General features: G+C 60.8%; 19 protein-coding genes. 10 read left to right on the forward strand and 9 right to left on the reverse strand.

Annotation, left to right across the window (positions count from 1 at the left end):
* Positions 1-55: 55 nt before the first annotated feature.
* Genes BMX68_RS17780 through BMX68_RS17790 form a run of 3 tightly spaced genes read right to left on the reverse strand, consistent with a single transcriptional unit; the run spans position 56 to position 3,611 of the window.
* Positions 56-328 carry an oxidative damage protection protein gene (locus BMX68_RS17780; protein WP_017132505.1) on the reverse strand — a complete coding sequence of 91 codons (273 nt, stop codon included), beginning with the start codon at positions 326-328 and terminating at the stop codon, positions 56-58.
* Positions 325-1,392, reverse strand: a complete 1,068-nt coding sequence (mutY, locus tag BMX68_RS17785; RefSeq protein WP_017132504.1) for an A/G-specific adenine glycosylase — start codon at positions 1,390-1,392, stop codon at positions 325-327. The genes BMX68_RS17780 and mutY overlap by 4 nt, the downstream gene beginning before the upstream one ends.
* Positions 1,389-3,611: an AsmA family protein gene (locus BMX68_RS17790; RefSeq protein ID WP_017132503.1), complete on the reverse strand. Its 2,223-nt coding sequence runs from the start codon at positions 3,609-3,611 to the stop codon at positions 1,389-1,391. The genes mutY and BMX68_RS17790 overlap by 4 nt, the downstream gene beginning before the upstream one ends.
* A 486-nt stretch (positions 3,612-4,097) precedes the next feature.
* On the opposite strand from BMX68_RS17790, the gene BMX68_RS17800 reads away from it, so the two are divergent.
* The 6 genes from BMX68_RS17800 (at position 4,098) to hisF (ending at position 9,066) form a co-directional block, all read left to right on the forward strand.
* A complete protein-coding gene (locus BMX68_RS17800) occupies positions 4,098-5,759 on the forward strand; it encodes an OFA family MFS transporter (protein WP_017132501.1) in 1,662 nt (553 codons plus the stop codon).
* A 256-nt stretch (positions 5,760-6,015) separates the two neighbouring features.
* Positions 6,016-6,609: an imidazoleglycerol-phosphate dehydratase HisB gene (gene hisB / locus BMX68_RS17805; RefSeq protein WP_017132500.1), complete on the forward strand. Its 594-nt coding sequence runs from the start codon at positions 6,016-6,018 to the stop codon at positions 6,607-6,609.
* Positions 6,609-7,247 carry an imidazole glycerol phosphate synthase subunit HisH gene (gene hisH / locus BMX68_RS17810; protein ID WP_017132499.1) on the forward strand — a complete coding sequence of 213 codons (639 nt, stop codon included), beginning with the start codon at positions 6,609-6,611 and terminating at the stop codon, positions 7,245-7,247. Before hisB ends, hisH begins: the two co-directional genes overlap by 1 nt.
* Entirely contained in the window at positions 7,248-7,508 is a 261-nt protein-coding gene (locus tag BMX68_RS17815) for a DUF2164 domain-containing protein (RefSeq protein WP_017132498.1), read from the forward strand.
* 40 nt (positions 7,509-7,548) lie between these two features.
* Positions 7,549-8,286 (forward strand): 1-(5-phosphoribosyl)-5-[(5-phosphoribosylamino)methylideneamino]imidazole-4-carboxamide isomerase, encoded by a 738-nt coding sequence (gene hisA, locus BMX68_RS17820; protein WP_026013232.1) that lies wholly within the window; start codon positions 7,549-7,551, stop codon positions 8,284-8,286.
* Positions 8,287-8,295: 9 nt separating this feature from the next.
* Positions 8,296-9,066, forward strand: coding sequence for an imidazole glycerol phosphate synthase subunit HisF (hisF, locus tag BMX68_RS17825; RefSeq protein ID WP_017132496.1), 771 nt, complete (start codon positions 8,296-8,298; stop codon positions 9,064-9,066).
* 183 nt (positions 9,067-9,249) lie between these two features.
* On the opposite strand, the gene BMX68_RS17830 is transcribed toward hisF, so the two are convergent.
* The 5 genes from BMX68_RS17830 to gpmI form a co-directional block, all read right to left on the reverse strand.
* A complete protein-coding gene (locus tag BMX68_RS17830; protein WP_017132495.1) occupies positions 9,250-10,866 on the reverse strand; it encodes a trypsin-like peptidase domain-containing protein in 1,617 nt (538 codons plus the stop codon).
* A 69-nt stretch (positions 10,867-10,935) separates the two neighbouring features.
* Positions 10,936-11,715 (reverse strand): divergent polysaccharide deacetylase family protein, encoded by a 780-nt coding sequence (locus BMX68_RS17835; protein ID WP_017132494.1) that lies wholly within the window; start codon positions 11,713-11,715, stop codon positions 10,936-10,938.
* A gap of 1 nt (position 11,716) precedes the next feature.
* The gene (locus BMX68_RS17840; protein ID WP_017132493.1) at positions 11,717-13,030 is read right to left on the reverse strand and encodes a S41 family peptidase; all 1,314 of its coding nucleotides are present in this window, start codon (positions 13,028-13,030) and stop codon (positions 11,717-11,719) included.
* 32 nt (positions 13,031-13,062) lie between these two features.
* Entirely contained in the window at positions 13,063-14,358 is a 1,296-nt protein-coding gene (locus BMX68_RS17845) for a murein hydrolase activator EnvC family protein (RefSeq protein ID WP_017132492.1), read from the reverse strand.
* Between the two features lie 140 nt (positions 14,359-14,498).
* Positions 14,499-16,034: a 2,3-bisphosphoglycerate-independent phosphoglycerate mutase gene (gpmI, locus tag BMX68_RS17850; RefSeq protein WP_017132491.1), complete on the reverse strand. Its 1,536-nt coding sequence runs from the start codon at positions 16,032-16,034 to the stop codon at positions 14,499-14,501.
* 147 nt (positions 16,035-16,181) lie between these two features.
* Between gpmI and BMX68_RS17855 the strand changes: the two genes are divergently transcribed.
* From BMX68_RS17855 to secB, 3 genes are read left to right on the forward strand one after another with little or no spacing between them, the layout of a single operon-like run.
* Complete coding sequence (locus BMX68_RS17855; protein WP_017132490.1) at positions 16,182-16,595, forward strand: rhodanese-like domain-containing protein; 414 nt, start codon at positions 16,182-16,184, stop codon at positions 16,593-16,595.
* Between the two features lies 1 nt (position 16,596).
* Complete coding sequence (gene grxC, locus BMX68_RS17860; protein WP_017132489.1) at positions 16,597-16,851, forward strand: glutaredoxin 3; 255 nt, start codon at positions 16,597-16,599, stop codon at positions 16,849-16,851.
* A 41-nt stretch (positions 16,852-16,892) separates the two neighbouring features.
* Complete coding sequence (gene secB, locus BMX68_RS17865) at positions 16,893-17,375, forward strand: protein-export chaperone SecB (RefSeq protein ID WP_017132488.1); 483 nt, start codon at positions 16,893-16,895, stop codon at positions 17,373-17,375.
* 69 nt (positions 17,376-17,444) lie between these two features.
* On the opposite strand, the gene BMX68_RS17870 is transcribed toward secB, so the two are convergent.
* Positions 17,445-17,900, reverse strand: coding sequence for a tRNA (cytidine(34)-2'-O)-methyltransferase (locus BMX68_RS17870; protein WP_017132487.1), 456 nt, complete (start codon positions 17,898-17,900; stop codon positions 17,445-17,447).
* Between BMX68_RS17870 and BMX68_RS17875 the strand changes: the two genes are divergently transcribed.
* Positions 17,899-18,339 (forward strand): hypothetical protein, encoded by a 441-nt coding sequence (locus BMX68_RS17875; protein WP_017132486.1) that lies wholly within the window; start codon positions 17,899-17,901, stop codon positions 18,337-18,339. The two genes, BMX68_RS17870 and BMX68_RS17875, sit on opposite strands and share 2 nt — an antisense overlap.
* The last annotated feature ends 237 nt before the right edge of the window (positions 18,340-18,576 follow it).

Raw genomic sequence — 18,576 nt, forward strand, 5'->3', positions numbered from 1 at the left:
CAAAAAATATTTAACTATTACCGTCGCTTACGATCCAAACCTGGCCCCGCCGGGATTATTCGGCGGGTGGAACGTAGCCTTCGGCCTTGGCGTATTCCTCGCCGGAAAAGAACTTGTCCATCTCGCCCTGGAGGAACTTGCGATCCTCGGGATTCATCATGTTCAGGCGCTTTTCGTTGATCAACAGGGTTTGGTGCTTCTGCCAGTCGGCCCAGGCCTTCTGGGATACGTGGTCGAAGATATCCTGGCCTTTGGCGCCCGGATAGGGAAGGCGCTCCAGGCCCGGCAGTTGTTCGTGGTACTTACGGCACATCACGGTGCGGGTCATTGCAACTCTCCTGCATTCAATACGTCGGCTGCACGTTTGAGCAGCTTTTTCACCGGGGCGGCAAGGCCCAGGCGCGGTGGGGTGGCGAGGTTATACCAGAGCCAGTCCGCCTCGGCCACGTGATGGGCGGACTCTTCGACCCGCACCAGCCACGGCTCGATGGCCAATTGGAAGTGGCTGAAGGTGTGGGTCAGGCTCGGCAGTTCCTGCGGGCGCCCAAGCTCCAGCGAGTGTTGCAGGGCAAGATGCGGTAGGTCGTCGAGGTCGTCCAGTTCCGGCAGGCTCCATAAGCCGCCCCAGAGACCGCTGGAAGGCCTGCGATAAAGCAGGATGGCGCCTTCGCGGTTGGCCAGCAGCGGCATCAAGGTGCGCTTTTGTGGCACGCTCTTGCGCGGTTTGGGAATCGGGTAGCGGCTCTCCAGGCCGTGCTTGTGCGCTTGGCAGCCATTTTCCAGCGGGCACAGCAGGCAACTGGGCTTGGTGCGGGTGCAGAGTGTGGCCCCCAGGTCCATCATCGCCTGGGTGTAGTTGTTCACTCGGGCGTGGGGCGTGAAGCGCTCGGCGTTGGCCCAAAGTTGCCTGGCCACCTTCGGCTCGCCGGGATAGCCCTCCTGGGCCGTATAGCGTGCCAGCACCCGCTTGACGTTGCCGTCGAGGATCGGCGCGCGCAGGCCCATGCTGATGCTGGCGACGGCACCGGCGGTGGACAGGCCGATACCCGGCAGTTGGATGAGCTTCTCGACATCCCGTGGGAACTCGCCGCCATAGTCGGCCATGATGATCTTCGCGGTCTTGTGCAGGTTGCGCGCACGGGTGTAGTAGCCCAGCCCGGTCCACAAGTGCAGTACTTCGTCTTCCGGTGCGCGGGCCAGGGCCTCGACTGTCGGCAGGGAGGCCATGAATCGATCGAAGTAGTTCAGCACGGTGCTGACCTGGGTCTGCTGCAACATAATTTCCGACACCCACACCCGGTAGGGCGTGATGCCCTGTTGCCACGGCAGGTCATGGCGCCCGTGACGGTCGTACCAGTCCAGTACCGCCGTTGAAAACTGCTCGGCTCTCATCGCTTGAACAGCCCCTTGAGCGCGTTTTTCAGTTCAGGGCTGACCTTGTCGCCGAGCTTCTCGTCGATCTTCTCGCTCAGTTTGTTGCCGGCCACGCGTGCGGCCACCTGGCCGAGAGCGTCTTTGTCGATGCGACAGGCCTTGGCGCCCAGCTCCAGCGGACCACGGCAACGCAGCGGCCACTCGATCCCGGCGAATTTCTCGCCGACCTGGCAGGCCGGGTCCGGCATGTCGCTCTTGTCGCCTTCGACGACGATGCCGACACGGTAGTCCATACCCAGTACGCGCAGGTCGATGTCACCGTTGCCGTTGACGGCCAGACCGGGGATGCGCACTTTCATGTCGGGGTTGCTGGCAACGCCGTTGCGTATCGTCAGGCTGCCCTTGAGCTCCTGGAACGGAGTGTCCTTGCCACGCGGCTCACTGCTCAGGGCCTTGCGGTTGAGCAGGGCGATGCCGCTGCACAGTTGCTGTTCCAGATTGGCATTGAGCAACACGCCGTCGTTGAGGACAAAGCTGGCGGTGCCGTTGAGGCTGTCGATCAGGGCCTTCTCGCTGTTGCCGGTGCCGCTCAGGTCGCTGCCGAGGGTCAGGGCGCCCTTGATCGGAGGTTTCTGCCCGAGCGCTTGCAGCACACGCTCGACCGGCACCTTGTTCAGCCGCGTTTGCAGGTTCAGGCGTGGCTGATCATTGCGTACATCGAGGCTGCCCTTGGTGTCGAAACCGCCGTTGTAGAGATCGCCCCGCAGGCTGGCGAGGGTCAGCAGGCCGCCCTGGCCGGTGGCCTTGAGGGCAGCGTTGTCGATTGGCAGTTTTTTCAAGATCAACTGGTCGAAGTTCAGGTCCGCGTCTACATCCAAGCTACGCAGACGCTCGATAGGCAGCAGCTTGTCAGTGCTCCAGGCGCCTTTAGTCGGCGCCTCGGGCAGTGGCGTGGTGCCGGAAACGGCATTGGCTTCGCTGCTTATGACTTCGGCCTGACGGACTTTCGCGGCGCTGTCGGCTTGCGCTGACTTGGGTGGCAGATAGCGGTCGACGTCGAATGTGTCGGCCTTGAGCCGCACGCGCAGAGACTGCTTGGCGAAGTCATCGACGGCGATCCGCCCACTGATACTGCTGTCGTCGAGTTTCAGGTTGATGTTGTCCAGCGCCAGGCTGGTCGGCGTGCCGTTCAGTCGGGTCACCAGCTCGACCTTGCTCAGGCTGCCATCGGCCATCGGTGGCAGTGGTTGGCCGACGCTGTCGAGGAATTTCATCAGGTCGAATTGAGCAATCGACAGACCGCCGTTGATCTGCGGTGTCTTGTCGAGGTCATTGGCTTTCAGTTCGCCGATGGCGCGTAACTGGTTCACCGATAACTTGAGGTTGGTCCATTCGGCGACGTTCGCCGCCATATCCGCCAGCAATTGCCCCTGGACCGAGAAAGTCACGCTCTTGCCCTGCAACGGCTCGCCAGAGGCTTCGCCGCTCAGGCGCATGTCGGCGAGCTGGTAGCGCTTGAGTGTGCGATCGAAACGCAGCTCGCCGTTGAGTTCAGTCTTGGCTCGCAGCACCGGTTGGTTGGTGCCGAAGAAGGCCGTCAGTTTCACCGAGATGTCCTTGCCCTCATGGACCGGGCCGGTGCTTAGCTGGATGCTTTCCGAGGTGATCTGGCGTCCGCTCTTCTCATCGTTGAATTCGACCCGGGCGTTGTTCACGGTCAGGCTGTCGATATCCAGACGAATCGGCTGCGAAGGTTTTTCCGCTTCGCGATGGCCGGCCACCTCGGGTGTGTCGGCGCTCTGGCCAGGCGCGCCGGTCACTGTCGCGCCCGGCAGTGGGCGGCCGATGTCCTCCCAATTGCCGTGGCCGTCTTTGTCGCGGTTGAGCATCAGGTTCAGGCCTTCGATGCGCACGTCGCTCATCTGCACTTCGCGGCGTAGCAGCGGCAGTACGCGGACCGACAGGCCAAGCATCTGCAGGTCGGCGAACGGCTGGGTCGGATTGGCCAGGGTTGCCACGCTGGCATCATGGAGTTCCAGGCCCAGCCACGGGAACAGACTCCAGCCGATGTCGCCATTGAGGGTGAGCTCAATGTGGGCCTTGTCGCGGGCCATCTGGCGAATCTCGTTTTTGTAGTCGTTGGGATCGAACCAGTGGGTGAGGGCGAAGCCCAGCGCCACGATGATCAGCAACAACCCGAGAAGCACCAGACCCAGGATTTTGCCGAACGCTTTCATGGGCGAGTCCTTGTAGTCAGTCGAGTATGAAGTTAGCTCGCAAGTATAACGTTACGGACAGATGGCAGGGCAGGGATACTATCGACGGAGTGTTCAGAAGCAAATGGAGCTTGGCTATCGGCCCCTGGGGTCTGGAGATGGCCTGCGGGAGCGGCTCGGCCGCTGGTGGCGAGGTCATTGGCAACGTTTTGCGAGCAGACTCTATGGTTGCCCTGTGACGGTGGGTAATTTTTCGCACGCATAATTCAGACAGGCGCCTAGCAGGCGCTCTGTAAGGTTTCCATGCTGTTGTATGACAAAAGATGATATCAATTTGGTTTTTCTGCCTCGATCAAGTGCTAATCTTTCGTCGTTCGTCAGCCCTTCTGCGACGTATTGTCGCGTTTCTGAGCTTTTACTCAACAAAACGACCATGCCTGTGTGCACTGTCAGAGGTCGGAGTGAAGTGTTGCTGTCGAATCATTATTTCAATGGGGGGGAAACATCATGAGCATTAGCACCACGGCCGGCAGGCTGGCTACCGAGCCAGCATTCCTGTCAAAAGAACGTATCATCGCCAAGCCAGGTTTTAATCGCTGGCTGGTCCCACCGGCCGCCCTGGCCATTCACCTGTGCATCGGCATGGCCTATGGCTTCTCGGTGTTTTGGTTGCCGCTGTCCAAGGCTCTGGGCATCACCGCGCCGGTCGCTTGCGCGCCGGACATGAGCTTTGTCGCACAGGTGTTCTCCTCGCAATGTGACTGGCCGATCTCGATGCTTGGCTGGATCTACACGCTATTTTTCATCTTTCTCGGCTGCTCGGCGGCAATCTGGGGCGGCTGGCTGGAACATGCCGGGCCGCGCAAGGCTGGTGTGGTGTCTGGATTGTGTTGGTGCGGTGGCCTGCTGATTTCGGCTCTGGGCATCTATACCCACCAGATCTGGCTGATGTGGATCGGCTCCGGGGTGATCGGTGGTATCGGATTGGGCTTGGGCTATATTTCGCCGGTGTCGACCCTGATCAAGTGGTTCCCGGACAAGCGTGGCATGGCGACCGGTATGGCGATCATGGGCTTCGGTGGTGGCGCGATGGTCGGTGCTCCGCTGGCGGCGGCGCTGATGGGGCATTTCGCTTCGCCGACCAGTGTCGGGGTATGGCAGAGCTTCGTGGTGATGGCGGTGATCTACTTCATCTTCATGCTCGGCGGTGCGCTGTCGTACCGCGTACCACCGACCGGCTGGCAGCCCGAAGGCTGGACCGCGCCGGTGAAGAAGACGAGCAATGCGATGATCACCCATCGTCACGTGCATGTGAACGTGGCCTGGAAGACCCCGCAATTTCGCCTGGTGTGGTTGGTGCTGTGCCTGAACGTTTCCGCCGGTATCGGTATCCTCGGCATGGCTTCGCCCCTGTTGCAGGAAGTCTTCGCCGGTAAATTGCTCGGCAACGGCCTGACCTTCGGTCAACTGGATGCGGCGCAACTGGGCCAGATCGCGGCCATCGCCGCCGGCTTCACCGGTCTGCTGAGCCTGTTCAACATCGGTGGCCGCTTCTTCTGGGCCTCGTTCTCGGATTATATCGGCCGCAAGGCGACGTACTTCGTGTTCTTTGCCCTGGGCTTTGCGCTCTATGCGTCGGTCCCGAGCCTCGGCCATTTGGGTAGCATCGCCCTGTTCGTGGCGGCCTTCTGCGTGATCTTGTCGATGTACGGCGGTGGCTTCTCCACGGTTCCGGCGTATCTGGCCGACCTGTTCGGCACCCAGATGGTCGGCGCGATCCACGGTCGTCTGCTGACTGCCTGGGCTGCGGCCGGGGTGCTCGGTCCTGTGCTGGTGAACTACCTGCGTGAGTATCAACTGAGTGTCGGCGTGGCACGCGCCGACGCCTATGACATCACGCTATATATCCTCGCCGGCCTGTTGGTGCTGGGTTTTATCTGTAACCTGCTGGTGCGTCCGGTGGCTGACAAGTACTTCATGACCGACGCCGAACTGGCCGCCGAGCAGGCGTTGGGCCATGATCAGGGCGCCGATAGCAGCACGGTGCTGGAGTGGAAAGCCTCTGCTGGCAGCAAACCGATGGTGGTGGCAGCCTGGCTGGTGGTGGGCATACCGTTGGCGTGGGGCGTGTGGGCGACTCTGCAGAAGACGGCGGTACTGTTCCACTAAATCAGCGATCCCCCGTGGGGTCCGGCTTGTATGAGCCGGGCCCGTGCGTGCTGCAGACGCCTGGATGGCTCAGGCACACCGAGGTGATTTTGTCGCGGGTCGGCGCACCACCTTGGCGCGCCCACTTGTACAGGCATGTCTATCCTCGCCACCCCGCGCTTCAACTCGTCAGTCTTATCCCCGCCGATGTTTCTGTTTAGCGCCCGCGCCCCTATAATGGCTGCCTTTTTCGCCCAATGATTTTGCGGAGCTGGTGATGGCCGAACGTAAGGCGTCCGTCGAGCGCGACACTCTGGAAACCCAGATCAAAGCCTCGATCAACCTGGATGGCACCGGAAAGGCCCGATTTGATATCGGCGTACCTTTTCTTGAACACATGCTCGACCAGATCGCCCGTCACGGGCTGATCGACCTGGATATCGAGTGCAAGGGCGATTTGCATATCGACGACCATCACACGGTGGAAGATGTCGGTATCACCCTGGGCCAGGCCTTCGCCAAAGCCATCGGCGACAAGAAAGGTATCCGTCGCTACGGTCACGCCTATGTGCCGCTGGATGAAGCGCTGTCGCGGGTGGTCATCGACTTTTCCGGCCGTCCCGGCTTGCAGATGCACGTGCCCTATACCCGTGCCACTGTCGGCGGTTTTGATGTTGATCTGTTCCAGGAGTTTTTCCAGGGCTTCGTCAACCACGCGCTGGTCAGCCTGCATATCGACAATCTGCGTGGCAGCAACACCCACCACCAGATCGAAACCGTGTTCAAGGCTTTCGGGCGCGCCCTGCGCATGGCCGTCGAACTCGACGAACGCATGGCTGGGCAAATGCCATCGACCAAGGGCGTCCTGTAATGCAGACGGTCGCGGTTATCGATTACGGCATGGGCAACTTGCACTCGGTGGCCAAGGCCCTCGAACACGTAGGTGCCGGCAAGGTGCTGATCACCAGCGATGCCAGCGTGATTCGCGAAGCTGATCGGGTGGTATTCCCCGGCGTTGGCGCGATTCGCGACTGCATGGCCGAGATCCGTCGCCTGGGTTTCGACACACTGGTGCGCGAAGTCAGCCTGGACCGTCCGTTCCTCGGCATCTGCGTGGGCATGCAGGCTTTGCTCGAACACAGTGAAGAGAACGGTGGCGTCGACTGCATTGGCCTGTTTCCCGGTCAGGTGAAGTTCTTCGGCAAGGACCTGCACGAAGAGGGCGAGCACCTGAAAGTCCCGCACATGGGTTGGAACGAGGTGAAACAGGCGGTGGATCACCCGCTGTGGCACAACATTGCGGATCTGGCGCGGTTCTACTTCGTACACAGCTACTACATCAGCGCCGGCAACCCTCGGCAGGTGGTGGGCAGCGGTCGCTACGGCGTCGACTTCGCCGCGGCGCTGGCCGAAGGCTCGCGTTTCGCCGTGCAGTTCCACCCGGAGAAGAGCCATACCCATGGTCTGCAACTGCTGCAGAACTTCGCGGCCTGGGATGGGCGCTGGTAAATGACGCGCCCCAAAACCAAGCCGCCGATCCTGACCCTCACTCCCGAACAGGAGAGTGAGGCCAGCCAGAAGATCAAACGCTTTATGGAAGATCGCTTCGAACTGAACCTGGGCTCGTTCGAAGCGACTGAAATCCTCGATCTGTTTACCCGCGAAATTGCGCCGCACTATTACAACAGGGCGATTTTCGATGTGCAGAGCCACCTTAAGGAAAGGTTCGAGAGCATCGAAAGCGACTTGTGGGCACTCGAGAAAAACTGATTTCCGAGTGAAGCTGAAAAACGACTTTAAGGTTTGCCAGATGCTGATTATTCCCGCTATCGATCTCAAAGACGGTGCCTGTGTGCGTCTGCGCCAGGGCCGCATGGAAGACTCCACGGTGTTCTCCGATGACCCGGTGAGCATGGCCGCCAAGTGGGTAGAGGGTGGCTGCCGACGCCTGCATCTGGTCGACTTGAACGGCGCCTTCGAAGGCCAGCCGGTCAACGGCGAGGTAGTGACCGCGATCGCCCGGCGTTACCCACACTTGCCGATCCAGATTGGCGGCGGCATCCGTTCGCTGGAAACCATCGAGCATTACGTGAAAGCTGGTGTTAGCTACGTGATTATCGGCACCAAGGCCGTCAAGCAACCGGAGTTTGTCGCCGAGGCCTGCCGTGCGTTTCCTGGCAAGGTGATTGTCGGCCTGGATGCCAAAGACGGTTTTGTCGCCACCGACGGCTGGGCTGAAGTCAGCTCGGTGCAGGTGATCGACCTGGCCAGGCGTTTCGAGGCCGATGGCGTCAGCGCCATCGTTTATACCGATATCGCCAAGGACGGCATGATGCAGGGCTGCAACGTGCCCTTCACCGCAGCCCTGGCCGCAGCGACCAGGATTCCAGTGATCGCTTCCGGCGGTATCCACAACCTGGGCGATATCAAGGCCCTGTTGGACGCCAAGGCACCGGGCATCATCGGCGCGATTACTGGCCGGGCGATCTACGAAGGCACTCTCGATGTTGCCGAGGCGCAAGCCTTCTGCGATTCGTACACAGGCTGAGGACTGACCATGGCGCTGGCCAAACGCATCATCCCTTGCCTGGACGTCGACAACGGTCGCGTGGTCAAGGGTGTCAAGTTCGAAAACATCCGCGATGCCGGCGATCCGGTGGAAATCGCCCGGCGCTACGATGAGCAGGGTGCCGACGAGATCACTTTTCTCGATATCACTGCCAGCGTCGACGGTCGTGACACCACGCTACATACTGTCGAACGCATGGCCAGCCAGGTGTTTATCCCGCTGACCGTGGGCGGTGGCGTGCGCACCGTGCAGGACATTCGTAACCTGCTCAATGCCGGGGCCGACAAGGTTTCGATCAATACGGCGGCAGTGTTCAACCCCGAGTTCGTTGGTGAGGCGGCGCAGCATTTCGGCTCGCAATGCATCGTCGTCGCCATCGATGCGAAGAAGGTCTCATTGCCGGGCGAAACTCCACGCTGGGAAATTTTCACCCACGGCGGACGCAAGCCCACCGGGCTCGATGCGGTGGAGTGGGCTTTGAAGATGGAAGGCCTGGGCGCCGGCGAAATCCTGCTGACCAGCATGGATCAGGACGGCATGAAAAACGGTTTCGACCTCGGCGTGACCCGTGCTATCAGCGATGCCCTGGGCATTCCGGTGATCGCCTCCGGCGGCGTTGGCAATCTCCAGCATCTGGCCGATGGGGTTCTCGAAGGCCATGCCAGTGCCGTATTGGCGGCGAGTATCTTCCACTTCGGCGAGTACACGGTGCCGGAAGCCAAGGCCTATATGGCCCAGCGCGGAATCGTCGTTCGCTAGCTTTCAACGCGTAATAATCGTGGAGCCCAGGCCATCAGTTCTCGGGTTTCACCCGTGCGCCTCTTTACCTGAGCCTCGACAACCAGGTGCCCGGCGCGACCGTTGCCCGCGCCGGTCGGCGTTCGATCAGCCGCGCCGCGAAGGTACGGTGGATCTGGTTTTTCGCTGCCAGCGTAGGGTTGATTAGCGCGGCCTGAGGATATCGGTCCTGACTGGCGAGACCTGGTTGGCCTGGTCATAAGAGCGTGTGCAGAGCTTGATCGGCTCCCGGTACACCGAGAACAGTTCCTTGTATTGCCCGTTGGGCAATTCGTCGATGCGCACGTTGATCGTCTTGGTCAGGGTTTTGACAATGGGCGGGAGGTTAGGGGCGACGGTCGGCAGGATATCTTCCTCCTCCTCCTCTTCCTGCGGTGGGGGAATCTCCACGAAGCCGGTGTTGTTCCGGCAGTCCGTTGAGTGGGCAGGGCCGTATTTGTATTCATAGCGGGCATAGAACGGCGGGTAGTGCTGCCAGGTGACGGCGTAGGCGCCTAGCAGCGTCCTGTCCAGCTCGATACTCATGTCCGGCGATCTCGCCGGCCCCGGCTCCGCCAGCTCGACAGCCAGGGTCAGGGCACCTTTCATCCGCGCCGGGGTGTGTTGCTGGGTTTGCGTCTCCATCCCCAGGATGCAGAGCATATGGAGACCGGTTTGCGGGCCGATGGGCAGATCAATCGTGGCGTTGTTGCCAGGGGTGACCGGGCCGTAGCCTGCCGGGTCTTCGCAGTCAGTCGCCCGGCGGACAGTCTTGAAGCGGTAGAACGGCGTGCTGAGACTGAAGGGCGCTTTCCAGTTGGGGATCAGGTCGGTATTGCCGTTGGGTCGCGTGACAAAGTATTGCTGGAGCGGCTGTGGGTTTGCAAAACGGATCGAGGTTGTCGGATACAGGTCGCACCTTTGCGGATCGGTCGTCAATCGACCTGCGACAAAGCACTTGTTCAGAAAGGCCAGCGAGCTTCCATAGTTGGTAGCGGGCTGCCAGTCGGGGTGGCCCCAGGTGATTTCGCAGGGTGATCCTGCCAGGCACTGTTTTTCTTCGCGTGTGCCATGGGTGGTGGTGGCGATAATCCCCAACAGCTCTCCGGTTTGCCTGTCCAGCAAGGGACCGCCGAAGCTTCCCGTCGTGATACCACGGCAGCGGTTTTTCATGGTCGAGCGCCAGACCCAGGGCTGTTCAAGGATTTCCACGCTCGCCAGATGAGTGCAGGCGGACACTCGCAGCGTCGCCCATTCAGGTACGCCGAGCGCCAATATATCGCTCTTTGGGCGAGGCTTGGCGGCGGCTAGCTTCACTGGCTCGATACCCTCGGCGAGCAACGCGGCCAGGGGTTTTTCCAGCTCGATAATGGCCAGGTCCATGCCGAGGCTGCTGCTCCAGGCCAGGGTTTTGAGTCGATAGAGTTTCAGTTGCTCAATGCTGTCAGCGAAGGAGTTGAAAGCTACTGTGCCAACGATGGGGCGGTCCTTCTGGATCTCCCGGTTGTCTGTGTGCAGGCAGCGGCTGCTGGTGACGATATAGGCCGGCGCATCGGCACGGGTATCGGGCGTGCGGGTGTCCAGGAGGGTGGCGGTACAGAGTGCCTGGGTCTGGGTCCTGATGCGGCCGATGCCGCTCCATTTGCTGAAGCCTCCATCGACATTCTCCACGAAAGCGGGGGGCGGTATCCCGTAGGCGCTGTGAGGCTCTATCCGAGCCTGGAGGTTGAGGGGCAGGAAAAGCAGCGCGGGATAAAGGAGGTTTTTCAGTGTGTCGTTCATGTCGGCTCAGTCAAGTTCGTGAGCACTGAACTTACTGGCGTGGTTGGAACGGGTGTGTATGGATAGATATCAGCGATAAACGCCTTGCTTGCCGTGGGCTTCGCTCGCCTGGTTGCCGCGCAGGGCGATCATCGACTTGATATCGATCCAATCGATTCCCTGTTCCTTGAGCTTGGGCAGTTCGCGCTCCAGCACCGCCAGGGTCTGCGGATACGGATGGCCGATGACGACGACTGTGCCCTGTTGGCGGGCCAGCCTGATGGCGGTTGTCAACTGGGCGGCGATGGCCGGCTCAGTACGTTCGTTGTCGAGGAACACATCCCGTGACACGCTCGCCAGGCCGACCTTCTGCGCTTGGGCCGCAGCGACGGTGCGGGCGCTGGTACGGCTATCGACAAAAAACTTGTTGCGTCGCTGCAGTTCGCCCATCAACCAGGCCATGGCCGGCGGTTCGGCGGTCATGCGGCTGCCCTCGTGATTATTTACGCCGCTGGTATAGGGCACGGCCTTGAAGGCAGCCGCCAGGCGCTTTTGCAACTCCTCCAGGGGCAGTTCGGGATGCCAGGCGAAGGGGCCAGTGGCCGGATCCATGGGCATGTGCAGCATGACGATCTTGCCGGCTTGGTGTGCTTCGCGGGCAAACTCGGCTGCATGCGGGGTGTCGGGCATGATCGCTGGAGTGACCGGGCCAGGCAGGGCGAGCACGCGCCGGTCCCGGGGCAGGTTCTGCCCCAGGTCGTCGATGATCAGCGTGAGATAGGCCTTCGGTGCTGTCGGCGAATCGACCGGCGTGGCGTGCGCAACGCCGATCAGGCAGGCGAATAGGACGGGCAGTGACCAGCGCGGCATCTCAATTGCCGCGGGTGACGCTCAGGCCCTTGAGCAGGCTCAGGGCTTGTCCCAGTTGATAGTCGTCGTCCTGCAGGCGAGCCTTATCTTTGAGGGGCTTGACGCTGGGTTTGTCGGCACCGCCGTTGCCGTTGCCCAAGTGGCCTTGCAGATCGGCTTCCTTGAACGTTTCGTCATCCTGGGCACCCGTGACCTTGGCCTGACGCACTTCGATGTCCGGTACGATGCCCTGGGCCTGGATCGAGCGTCCATTGGGGGTGAAGTACAGTGCGGTGGTGATCTTCAGCGCGCGGTCATTGCTCAGCGGCAGCACGGTCTGGACCGAGCCCTTGCCGAAGCTGGTGGTGCCCATCAAGACGGCACGTTTTTGGTCCTGCAGGGCACCGGCGACGATTTCCGAGGCCGAGGCGCTGCCGCCGTTGATCAGTGTCACCATCGGTACGCCTTCGCTTTGGTCGTGGCCGGTGGCCGAGAAGCGCAGCTCGGAGTTGGCGATACGGCCCTTGGTGTAGACGATCAGGCCCTTGGTGATGAAGTGATCGACCACTTCGACGGCCGCCTGCAGCACGCCGCCCGGATTGTTGCGCAGGTCGAGGACAATGCCGTTGAGCTTCTTGCCATTTTCCTTGCGCAGCGCCGCCAGGGCCTTGGAGACCTCTTCGCCGGTCTTGACCTGGAATTGGGTGATACGGATATAGCCGTAGCCGTTTTCCAGCAACTGGCTACGCACGCTCTTGGTGCGGATGATGGCGCGGGTCAGGGTCACATCGAATGGCACGCCGCCGTTGCGCAGGAGGGTCAGGGTGATCTTCTGGCCGACCTTGCCACGCATCTTGTCGACGGCTTCGCTCATGGTCTGGCCACGGGTCGGCTGGCCATTGATCTTGACGATCAGGTCGCCGGCTTCGATGCCGGCCTTGGACGCCGGGGTGTCGTCGATCGGCGAGACGACCTTGACGATGCCCTCTTCGCCGGCACCGACTTCGATGCCCAGGCCGCCGAACTCGCCGCTGGTGTCTTCCTGTAACTGGGCGAAATCCTCCGGGCCCAGGTAGGCGGAGTGTGGATCGAGGTTGCTGAGCATGCCCTTGATGGCATTCTCCAGCAGAGTCTTGTCGTCCACCGGTTCGACATAGGCGGCTTTGATCCGGTCCATGACCTCGGCGAAAGTGCGCAGTTCGTCGAGCGGCAGCGGGGCCTTGGCGGTGACAACAGGAGCGACCGCTGGCGCGGGTTGCGCAGCGAACGCTTGGGGCGCACCGATCACAAGGGCGATCGTCAGGGCCAGCGAGGTGAGGCGGGACAAATGCAGCATGTCGAACGAACTCCTAAAATAAGGTACGGCGTCTATCCTTGCGCGCGACACCATTGTGCTGGATCACTCGGGTGACCCTGCTGACGTATAGCGAAATACAACGCAGGCGCGTCCTGACCGCCACTATTGCCTACGGTAGAGATCGACTCACCAGCCTTTACCACATCGCCCGCTGATTTAAGCAGCGTCTGGTTGTGGCCGTATAAACTCAGGTAGCCGTTGCCATGATCGAGAATCACCAGCAGGCCGGCACCTCGCAGCCAGTCGGCGAACACCACGCGGCCACCGTGCACGGCGTGCACCTGGCTGCCGGCGGCGGCGCCGATCATTACGCCGTCCCATTTGGTACGGGCGTCATCGCCGCGGTTTTCTCCGAAGCGTGCCAGCAGTCGACCATCAACGGGCCATGGCAGTTTGCCGCGTGCTGAAGCAAAAGGGCCGCCGAACGACTCCCCCGCGCTGGAAACCAGCGGGCCGGGCGTGGACCGGGGCGGTTTACGCGGGCTGTCGTCGTCCTTGCTGGCCAGTGCCTCGGCCTCGCGCTGGCGTTTTTTTTCCGCTTCCTGCTGGGCGAGCAGTGCTTTTTGGCGCGCCTCTTGTGCCTCGCGGGCCTGGCGTGCCAGGGTCTCTTCGATGGTTTTCAGGACTTTTGACAGGTCGGCCTGATCCTGTTCGCGGCTGGCCAGCTTCTGGTCGCGGGCCTTCACGTCCTCGTTGAGCTTGGCCAGAGCGGCCTGGCGTTCCTTGCGAACCTTGTCCAGTTCGTCGCGCCGGCTGTCGAGGCTGCTTTTCTGCACCAGCAATTGCGCCTGGCGCAGATTGATGTCGGTTTCGACATTGGCCAGTTGACGCAAGGTTTCGTTGAAGTTCTTCAGCTGCTCCAGGCGGGCCTGGCTCAGATAGTCGTAATAGGTCAGGGTGCGGGCGAATTTTTCCGGGTTCTGCTGATTGAGCAGCAGCTTGAGGTATTCCTGGCGACCGCCCTGGTACGCGGCGCGAGCCTGGATGGCAATCAGTCGTTGTTGTTCAGTGCGCGCGCTTTGGAGTTTTTTTTTCTCTCCATCGAGCCGCTGCAGTTCGCTTTCGCTCTTCTTCAACTCTTCGCGCAGGGTGTCGACCTGCTTTTCCAGCTTGCCCATCTCGGTTTCAGTGCCGCGCAGGTCTTTCTGCACGCCAGATTTTTCTTCCTGCAGCTTACCCAGCAGCTTCTTCAGTTCGGCAATGTCCTGACGCGTTGCGTCCAACTGTTGTTGGGTTTGCGCCCGCTCGTCGGCAAACGCCGGTTGAAGCAGGCAGGTCAGAGCTAGGGCGATAAGGGCGCGAAGCATGGGGCGGGCGACACCTGGGAACGGGATGGCCTAGTATGCCCGCCACGCGCTGCAAAAAAAACGTCCAAAAGCGTTTGCTTTCAGGCGTTTCTGATAAAGAGGTCGGCCGACAATCTATTGTCGGCCTGATTTCTTGGCTTTTAGCAGTCCGTCAGGATCGATGTACCGGTCATCTCTACTGGTTGTTGCAGGTCCAGAAGCTTGAGCATGGTCGGTGCGACGTCGGCCAATACCCCGCCTTCGCGGACCTTCAGCGCGCGCTTGCCGACATAGATGAAAGGTACTGGCTCGCTGGTATGCGCCGTGTGGGCCTGGCCGGTGGATTCGTCTTCCATCTGCTCGGCATTGCCATGGTCGGCGGTGATCAGCGCTTCGCCGCCGACCTTTTCCAGCGCCTCGATGATACGTCCTACACACAAATCCAGGCATTCCACTGCCTTGACGGCCGCATCGAACACCCCGCTATGACCCACCATGTCGCCGTTGGCGTAGTTGACCACGATCACGTCATAGCGCTGCTGCTCGATGGCCTCGACGATCTTGTCCGTGACTTGCGGCGCACTCATTTCCGGTTGCAGGTCGTAGGTGGCAACTTTTGGCGAGGGGATCAGGATGCGCTCTTCGCCTGGGAAGGGTTCTTCCCGACCGCCGGAGAAGAAAAAAGTCACGTGGGCGTATTTTTCTGTCTCGGCGATGCGCAGCTGAGTCTTACCGTTTTTCGCCAGGTAGTCGCCCAGGACGTTTTCCAGGCTGCCTGGGGCGAAGGCCGAAGGCGCGGCAATGCTGGCCGCGTATTGGGTCAGCATGATGAAACCGGCCAGTTCGGGCTGGCGGGCGCGCTCGAAGTCCTTGAAGCCATCCTCGACGAACACCCGGGTCAGCTCACGGGCGCGGTCGGCGCGGAAGTTCATGAAAACCACCGCGTCGCCGTCTTCGACGCGGACTTTTTCGCCGATACTGGTGGCCTTGACGAATTCATCGCTTTCGCCGCGCTCATAGGCGGCTTGCAGGCCGTCCTGGGCGGTAGCGGCCTGGAATTGGGCCTGGCCGTCGACGATCAGGTTGTAGGCCTGGGCCACGCGGTCCCAGCGGTTGTCACGGTCCATGGCGAAATAACGCCCCACCAGGCTGGCGATACGACCCCTGCCGAGGGTGCGGAAGGTTTCATCCAGCAGCTCGATGGACGACCGGGCGCTTTTCGGCGGGGTGTCGCGACCGTCGAGGAAGGCGTGCAGGTAGATCTTCTGGGCGCCGCGCTTGAACGCCAGCTCGGCCATGGCGACCAGGTGGTCCTGATGGCTGTGCACGCCGCCGTCGGACAGCAGGCCAAGGATATGTACCGCCTTGTCGGCGGCCACGGCCTTGTCCACGGCGGTGCACAGGGCCGGGTTGGCGAAGAATTCGCCGTCGCGGATGGCCTTGGTGATGCGGGTGAAGTCCTGGTACACCACTCGGCCGGCGCCGAGGTTCATGTGGCCCACTTCCGAGTTGCCCATCTGCCCGTCCGGTAGGCCAACATCCATGCCGGAGCCTGAGATCAGGCCGTTGGGCATGGTCGCTACGAGGCGATCGAGTACCGGTTTCTTCGCCGAATAGATGGCATTGTAGTCATGGTTCTCGCTGTGACCGAAGCCATCCAGGATGATCAGGACCAAAGGTTTAGGCGTGGTAGTCATAGATCCCACTCGTGGCTGGATTGAAAGGACATGGAAAAAGAGTCGCAGTTTAAAGCCAAGTTCAAACACAGTCACCGCCGGGCGGGGTTTGGCCCACCTTGAGGGCTGTGTATACTGGTCGACATTTTAACGCCCTGGAACCTCCTGATGGTTGCTCACCTGATTGAATTTGCCTCAAGCCACTATTTGTTAGTCGGTGCCTTCGTGCTGTTGCTAGCATTGCTGATTGCTCATGAAATGAGCCGTGGAGGCGCCAGCCTCAGTACTGGCCAGCTAACCGCGCTGGTCAACAAAGACCAGGGCGTGGTCATTGATCTGCGGCCCAGCAAGGATTTTGCCGCCGGTCACATCGTCGGCGCGCTGAATATTCCACAGGATAAGTTGATGGCGCGTATCGGCGAACTGGAAAAGCACAAGGCCAAGACCCTGATTCTGGTCGACGTTCAGGGCCAGCATTCCGGGAGTCATGCTCGCGAATTGCTCAAGTCCGGGTTCATCGCGGCCAAACTATCCGGCGGTATTTCCAGTTGGAAAGCCGACAATCTTCCATTGGTGAAATGATATGACTCAGGTTGTCGTCTACTCCAGTGAATATTGCCCTTACTGCGCACGCGCCAAGCATCTGTTGGCGAGCAAGCAGGTTGACTTCCAAGAGATCAAGGTCGATGGCAAGCCGCAGGTGCGTGCGCAAATGATCAAGAAGGCCGGGCGCACGTCCGTGCCGCAGATCTGGATCGGCAGCAAACACATCGGTGGTTGCGACGACCTGTTCGCTCTTGAGCGCGCCGGTAAACTGGACGCGCTGCTCAACGCCTGACTCTGAAACCCTAAAGACCTGAAGATCAAGAAGGATCTGCGATGACTGACCAACAGAACACTGCTGCCAGCGAAGACCAAGACAACCCGCAATTCTCCCTGCAGCGCATCTATGTGCGTGATCTGTCCTTCGAAGCCCCGAAAAGCCCGGCGATCTTCCGTCAGCAGTGGGAGCCCAGCGTCGGCCTGGATTTGAACACCCGCCAGAAAGCTCTGGAAGGCGATTTCCACGAAGTGGTGCTGACTCTGTCGGTGACGGTCAAGAACGGCGAAGAAGTTGCCTTTATCGCCGAAGTTCAGCAGGCAGGCATCTTCCTGATCAAGAACCTCGACGCCGCTTCCATGAGCCACACCTTGGGCGCGTTCTGCCCCAACATCCTGTTCCCGTATGCTCGTGAGACTCTGGACAGCCTGGTGACCCGTGGTTCGTTCCCGGCGCTGATGCTCGCCCCGGTCAACTTCGATGCCCTGTACGCGCAAGAGTTGCAGCGCCTGCAGGAAGAAGGCTCGCAGACCGTTCAATAAGGTCGAACCTGTAGGCGCCGCGTGGTGGCATCTACAAAGAAAAAAGCGCCATTGCCGGCGCTTTTTTATTCAGGCGAAACCTAACTGGCGCCACCCTTCGTAAACCGCCACCGCCACGGTGTTCGACAGATTCAAGCTACGGCAGCCTTCTCGCATCGGTAGGCGCAGGCGTTGCTCGCCGGGCAACACATCGAGCACCTCAGCCGGCAATCCGCGACTTTCCGGGCCGAAGAGAAAGGCATCGCCCTCGGCGAATCGAGCGTCGTGGAACAGCCGCGAGCCCTTGGTGGTGAAGGCGAATAGCCGTGGCCGCCCGAGGCTTTCCAGGCAACTGGCCAGGTCCGGGTGGATCTTGAGCGTGGCGTACTCGTGATAATCGAGGCCGGCACGGCGCAGGCGCTTATCGTCCATTTCGAACCCGATGGGCTCGATCAAATGCAGGTGGCAGCCGCTGTTGGCGCACAGCCTGATAATGTTGCCGGTATTCGGCGGAATTTCCGGTTGAAAAAGGATGACGTGAAACATGCACGGCTCCAAAGGTGAAGATGGGCAGCATTCTACCCCCGAAGAGGACCCGCGACCGAAGCTATTGCCGCGGGTACTGGGATCGTTGGCGATTGTCGGCCTGATGGTGGGGTTGATGATCGGTCGCCTTAGCGCTCCTGAGCCACTGGTGTTGCAGCAGGTCGAGGCGCAGGCCGATACGCTGACACTGTGGTTCAGTGCCGAACCGAAGGTTCATGGCGAGCAGGTCGATGGCGTTGTGGCGCTGTTGTTCGATGCCGAGGGCAAGGCACAAAGTGGCCGCCTGACGGTCGCCGGCAAGGACGCCAATTGGCGGGTGCGCTTGAGTGACAAGGGAATGTTGGTGACGCTGCTAGCTGCGCGTCCCCTGCAGGGCGAGTGGGTCGGTGCGAAGGTCGATGGACGCTGGAGGTTGGTGGTTAAGCTGCGAGAGAAATAGCCGAGGGAACCTGCGGCCTGCCGGCACCTAGTGGCCTGTGCGGTGAGTTCGTTAGCTCACGTTCGGATGCCAGAAGTTCATGGCCAAGGCGCTGTGACGAGTCATAGCAGGACTATGGTGAGGAACAGCAACGCCGGCCAGGGGCTTGTGGCGCCGAAATTGACTCATAGAACTCACCACACAGGCCACTAGGTTCCCAACAAGCCCTCTGCTGGCTTCGCCGGGCTCGTGGCTTGA

The sequence above is a fragment of the Pseudomonas agarici genome (genome assembly GCF_900109755.1).
Lineage (GTDB): Bacteria > Pseudomonadota > Gammaproteobacteria > Pseudomonadales > Pseudomonadaceae > Aquipseudomonas > Aquipseudomonas agarici.

Bases quoted from the DNA above. Each gene is read 5' to 3' on its own strand.
- BMX68_RS17870 (WP_017132487.1), bottom strand. From the start codon at position 17,900: ATGTTTCACGTCATCCTTTTTCAACCGGAAATTCCGCCGAATACCGGC.
- grxC (WP_017132489.1), top strand. From the start codon at position 16,597: ATGACTCAGGTTGTCGTCTACTCCAGTGAATATTGCCCTTACTGCGCA.
- hisB (WP_017132500.1), top strand. From the start codon at position 6,016: ATGGCCGAACGTAAGGCGTCCGTCGAGCGCGACACTCTGGAAACCCAG.
- hisF (WP_017132496.1), top strand. From the start codon at position 8,296: ATGGCGCTGGCCAAACGCATCATCCCTTGCCTGGACGTCGACAACGGT.
- BMX68_RS17845 (WP_017132492.1), bottom strand. From the start codon at position 14,358: ATGCTTCGCGCCCTTATCGCCCTAGCTCTGACCTGCCTGCTTCAACCG.
- BMX68_RS17875 (WP_017132486.1), top strand. From the start codon at position 17,899: ATGCACGGCTCCAAAGGTGAAGATGGGCAGCATTCTACCCCCGAAGAG.
- BMX68_RS17835 (WP_017132494.1), bottom strand. From the start codon at position 11,715: ATGCCGCGCTGGTCACTGCCCGTCCTATTCGCCTGCCTGATCGGCGTT.
- BMX68_RS17815 (WP_017132498.1), top strand. From the start codon at position 7,248: ATGACGCGCCCCAAAACCAAGCCGCCGATCCTGACCCTCACTCCCGAA.
- BMX68_RS17830 (WP_017132495.1), bottom strand. From the start codon at position 10,866: ATGAACGACACACTGAAAAACCTCCTTTATCCCGCGCTGCTTTTCCTG.
- BMX68_RS17780 (WP_017132505.1), bottom strand. From the start codon at position 328: ATGACCCGCACCGTGATGTGCCGTAAGTACCACGAACAACTGCCGGGC.
- BMX68_RS17790 (WP_017132503.1), bottom strand. From the start codon at position 3,611: ATGAAAGCGTTCGGCAAAATCCTGGGTCTGGTGCTTCTCGGGTTGTTG.
- hisA (WP_026013232.1), top strand. From the start codon at position 7,549: ATGCTGATTATTCCCGCTATCGATCTCAAAGACGGTGCCTGTGTGCGT.
- gpmI (WP_017132491.1), bottom strand. From the start codon at position 16,034: ATGACTACCACGCCTAAACCTTTGGTCCTGATCATCCTGGATGGCTTC.
- BMX68_RS17840 (WP_017132493.1), bottom strand. From the start codon at position 13,030: ATGCTGCATTTGTCCCGCCTCACCTCGCTGGCCCTGACGATCGCCCTT.
- BMX68_RS17855 (WP_017132490.1), top strand. From the start codon at position 16,182: ATGGTTGCTCACCTGATTGAATTTGCCTCAAGCCACTATTTGTTAGTC.
- hisH (WP_017132499.1), top strand. From the start codon at position 6,609: ATGCAGACGGTCGCGGTTATCGATTACGGCATGGGCAACTTGCACTCG.
- mutY (WP_017132504.1), bottom strand. From the start codon at position 1,392: ATGAGAGCCGAGCAGTTTTCAACGGCGGTACTGGACTGGTACGACCGT.
- BMX68_RS17800 (WP_017132501.1), top strand. From the start codon at position 4,098: ATGAGCATTAGCACCACGGCCGGCAGGCTGGCTACCGAGCCAGCATTC.
- secB (WP_017132488.1), top strand. From the start codon at position 16,893: ATGACTGACCAACAGAACACTGCTGCCAGCGAAGACCAAGACAACCCG.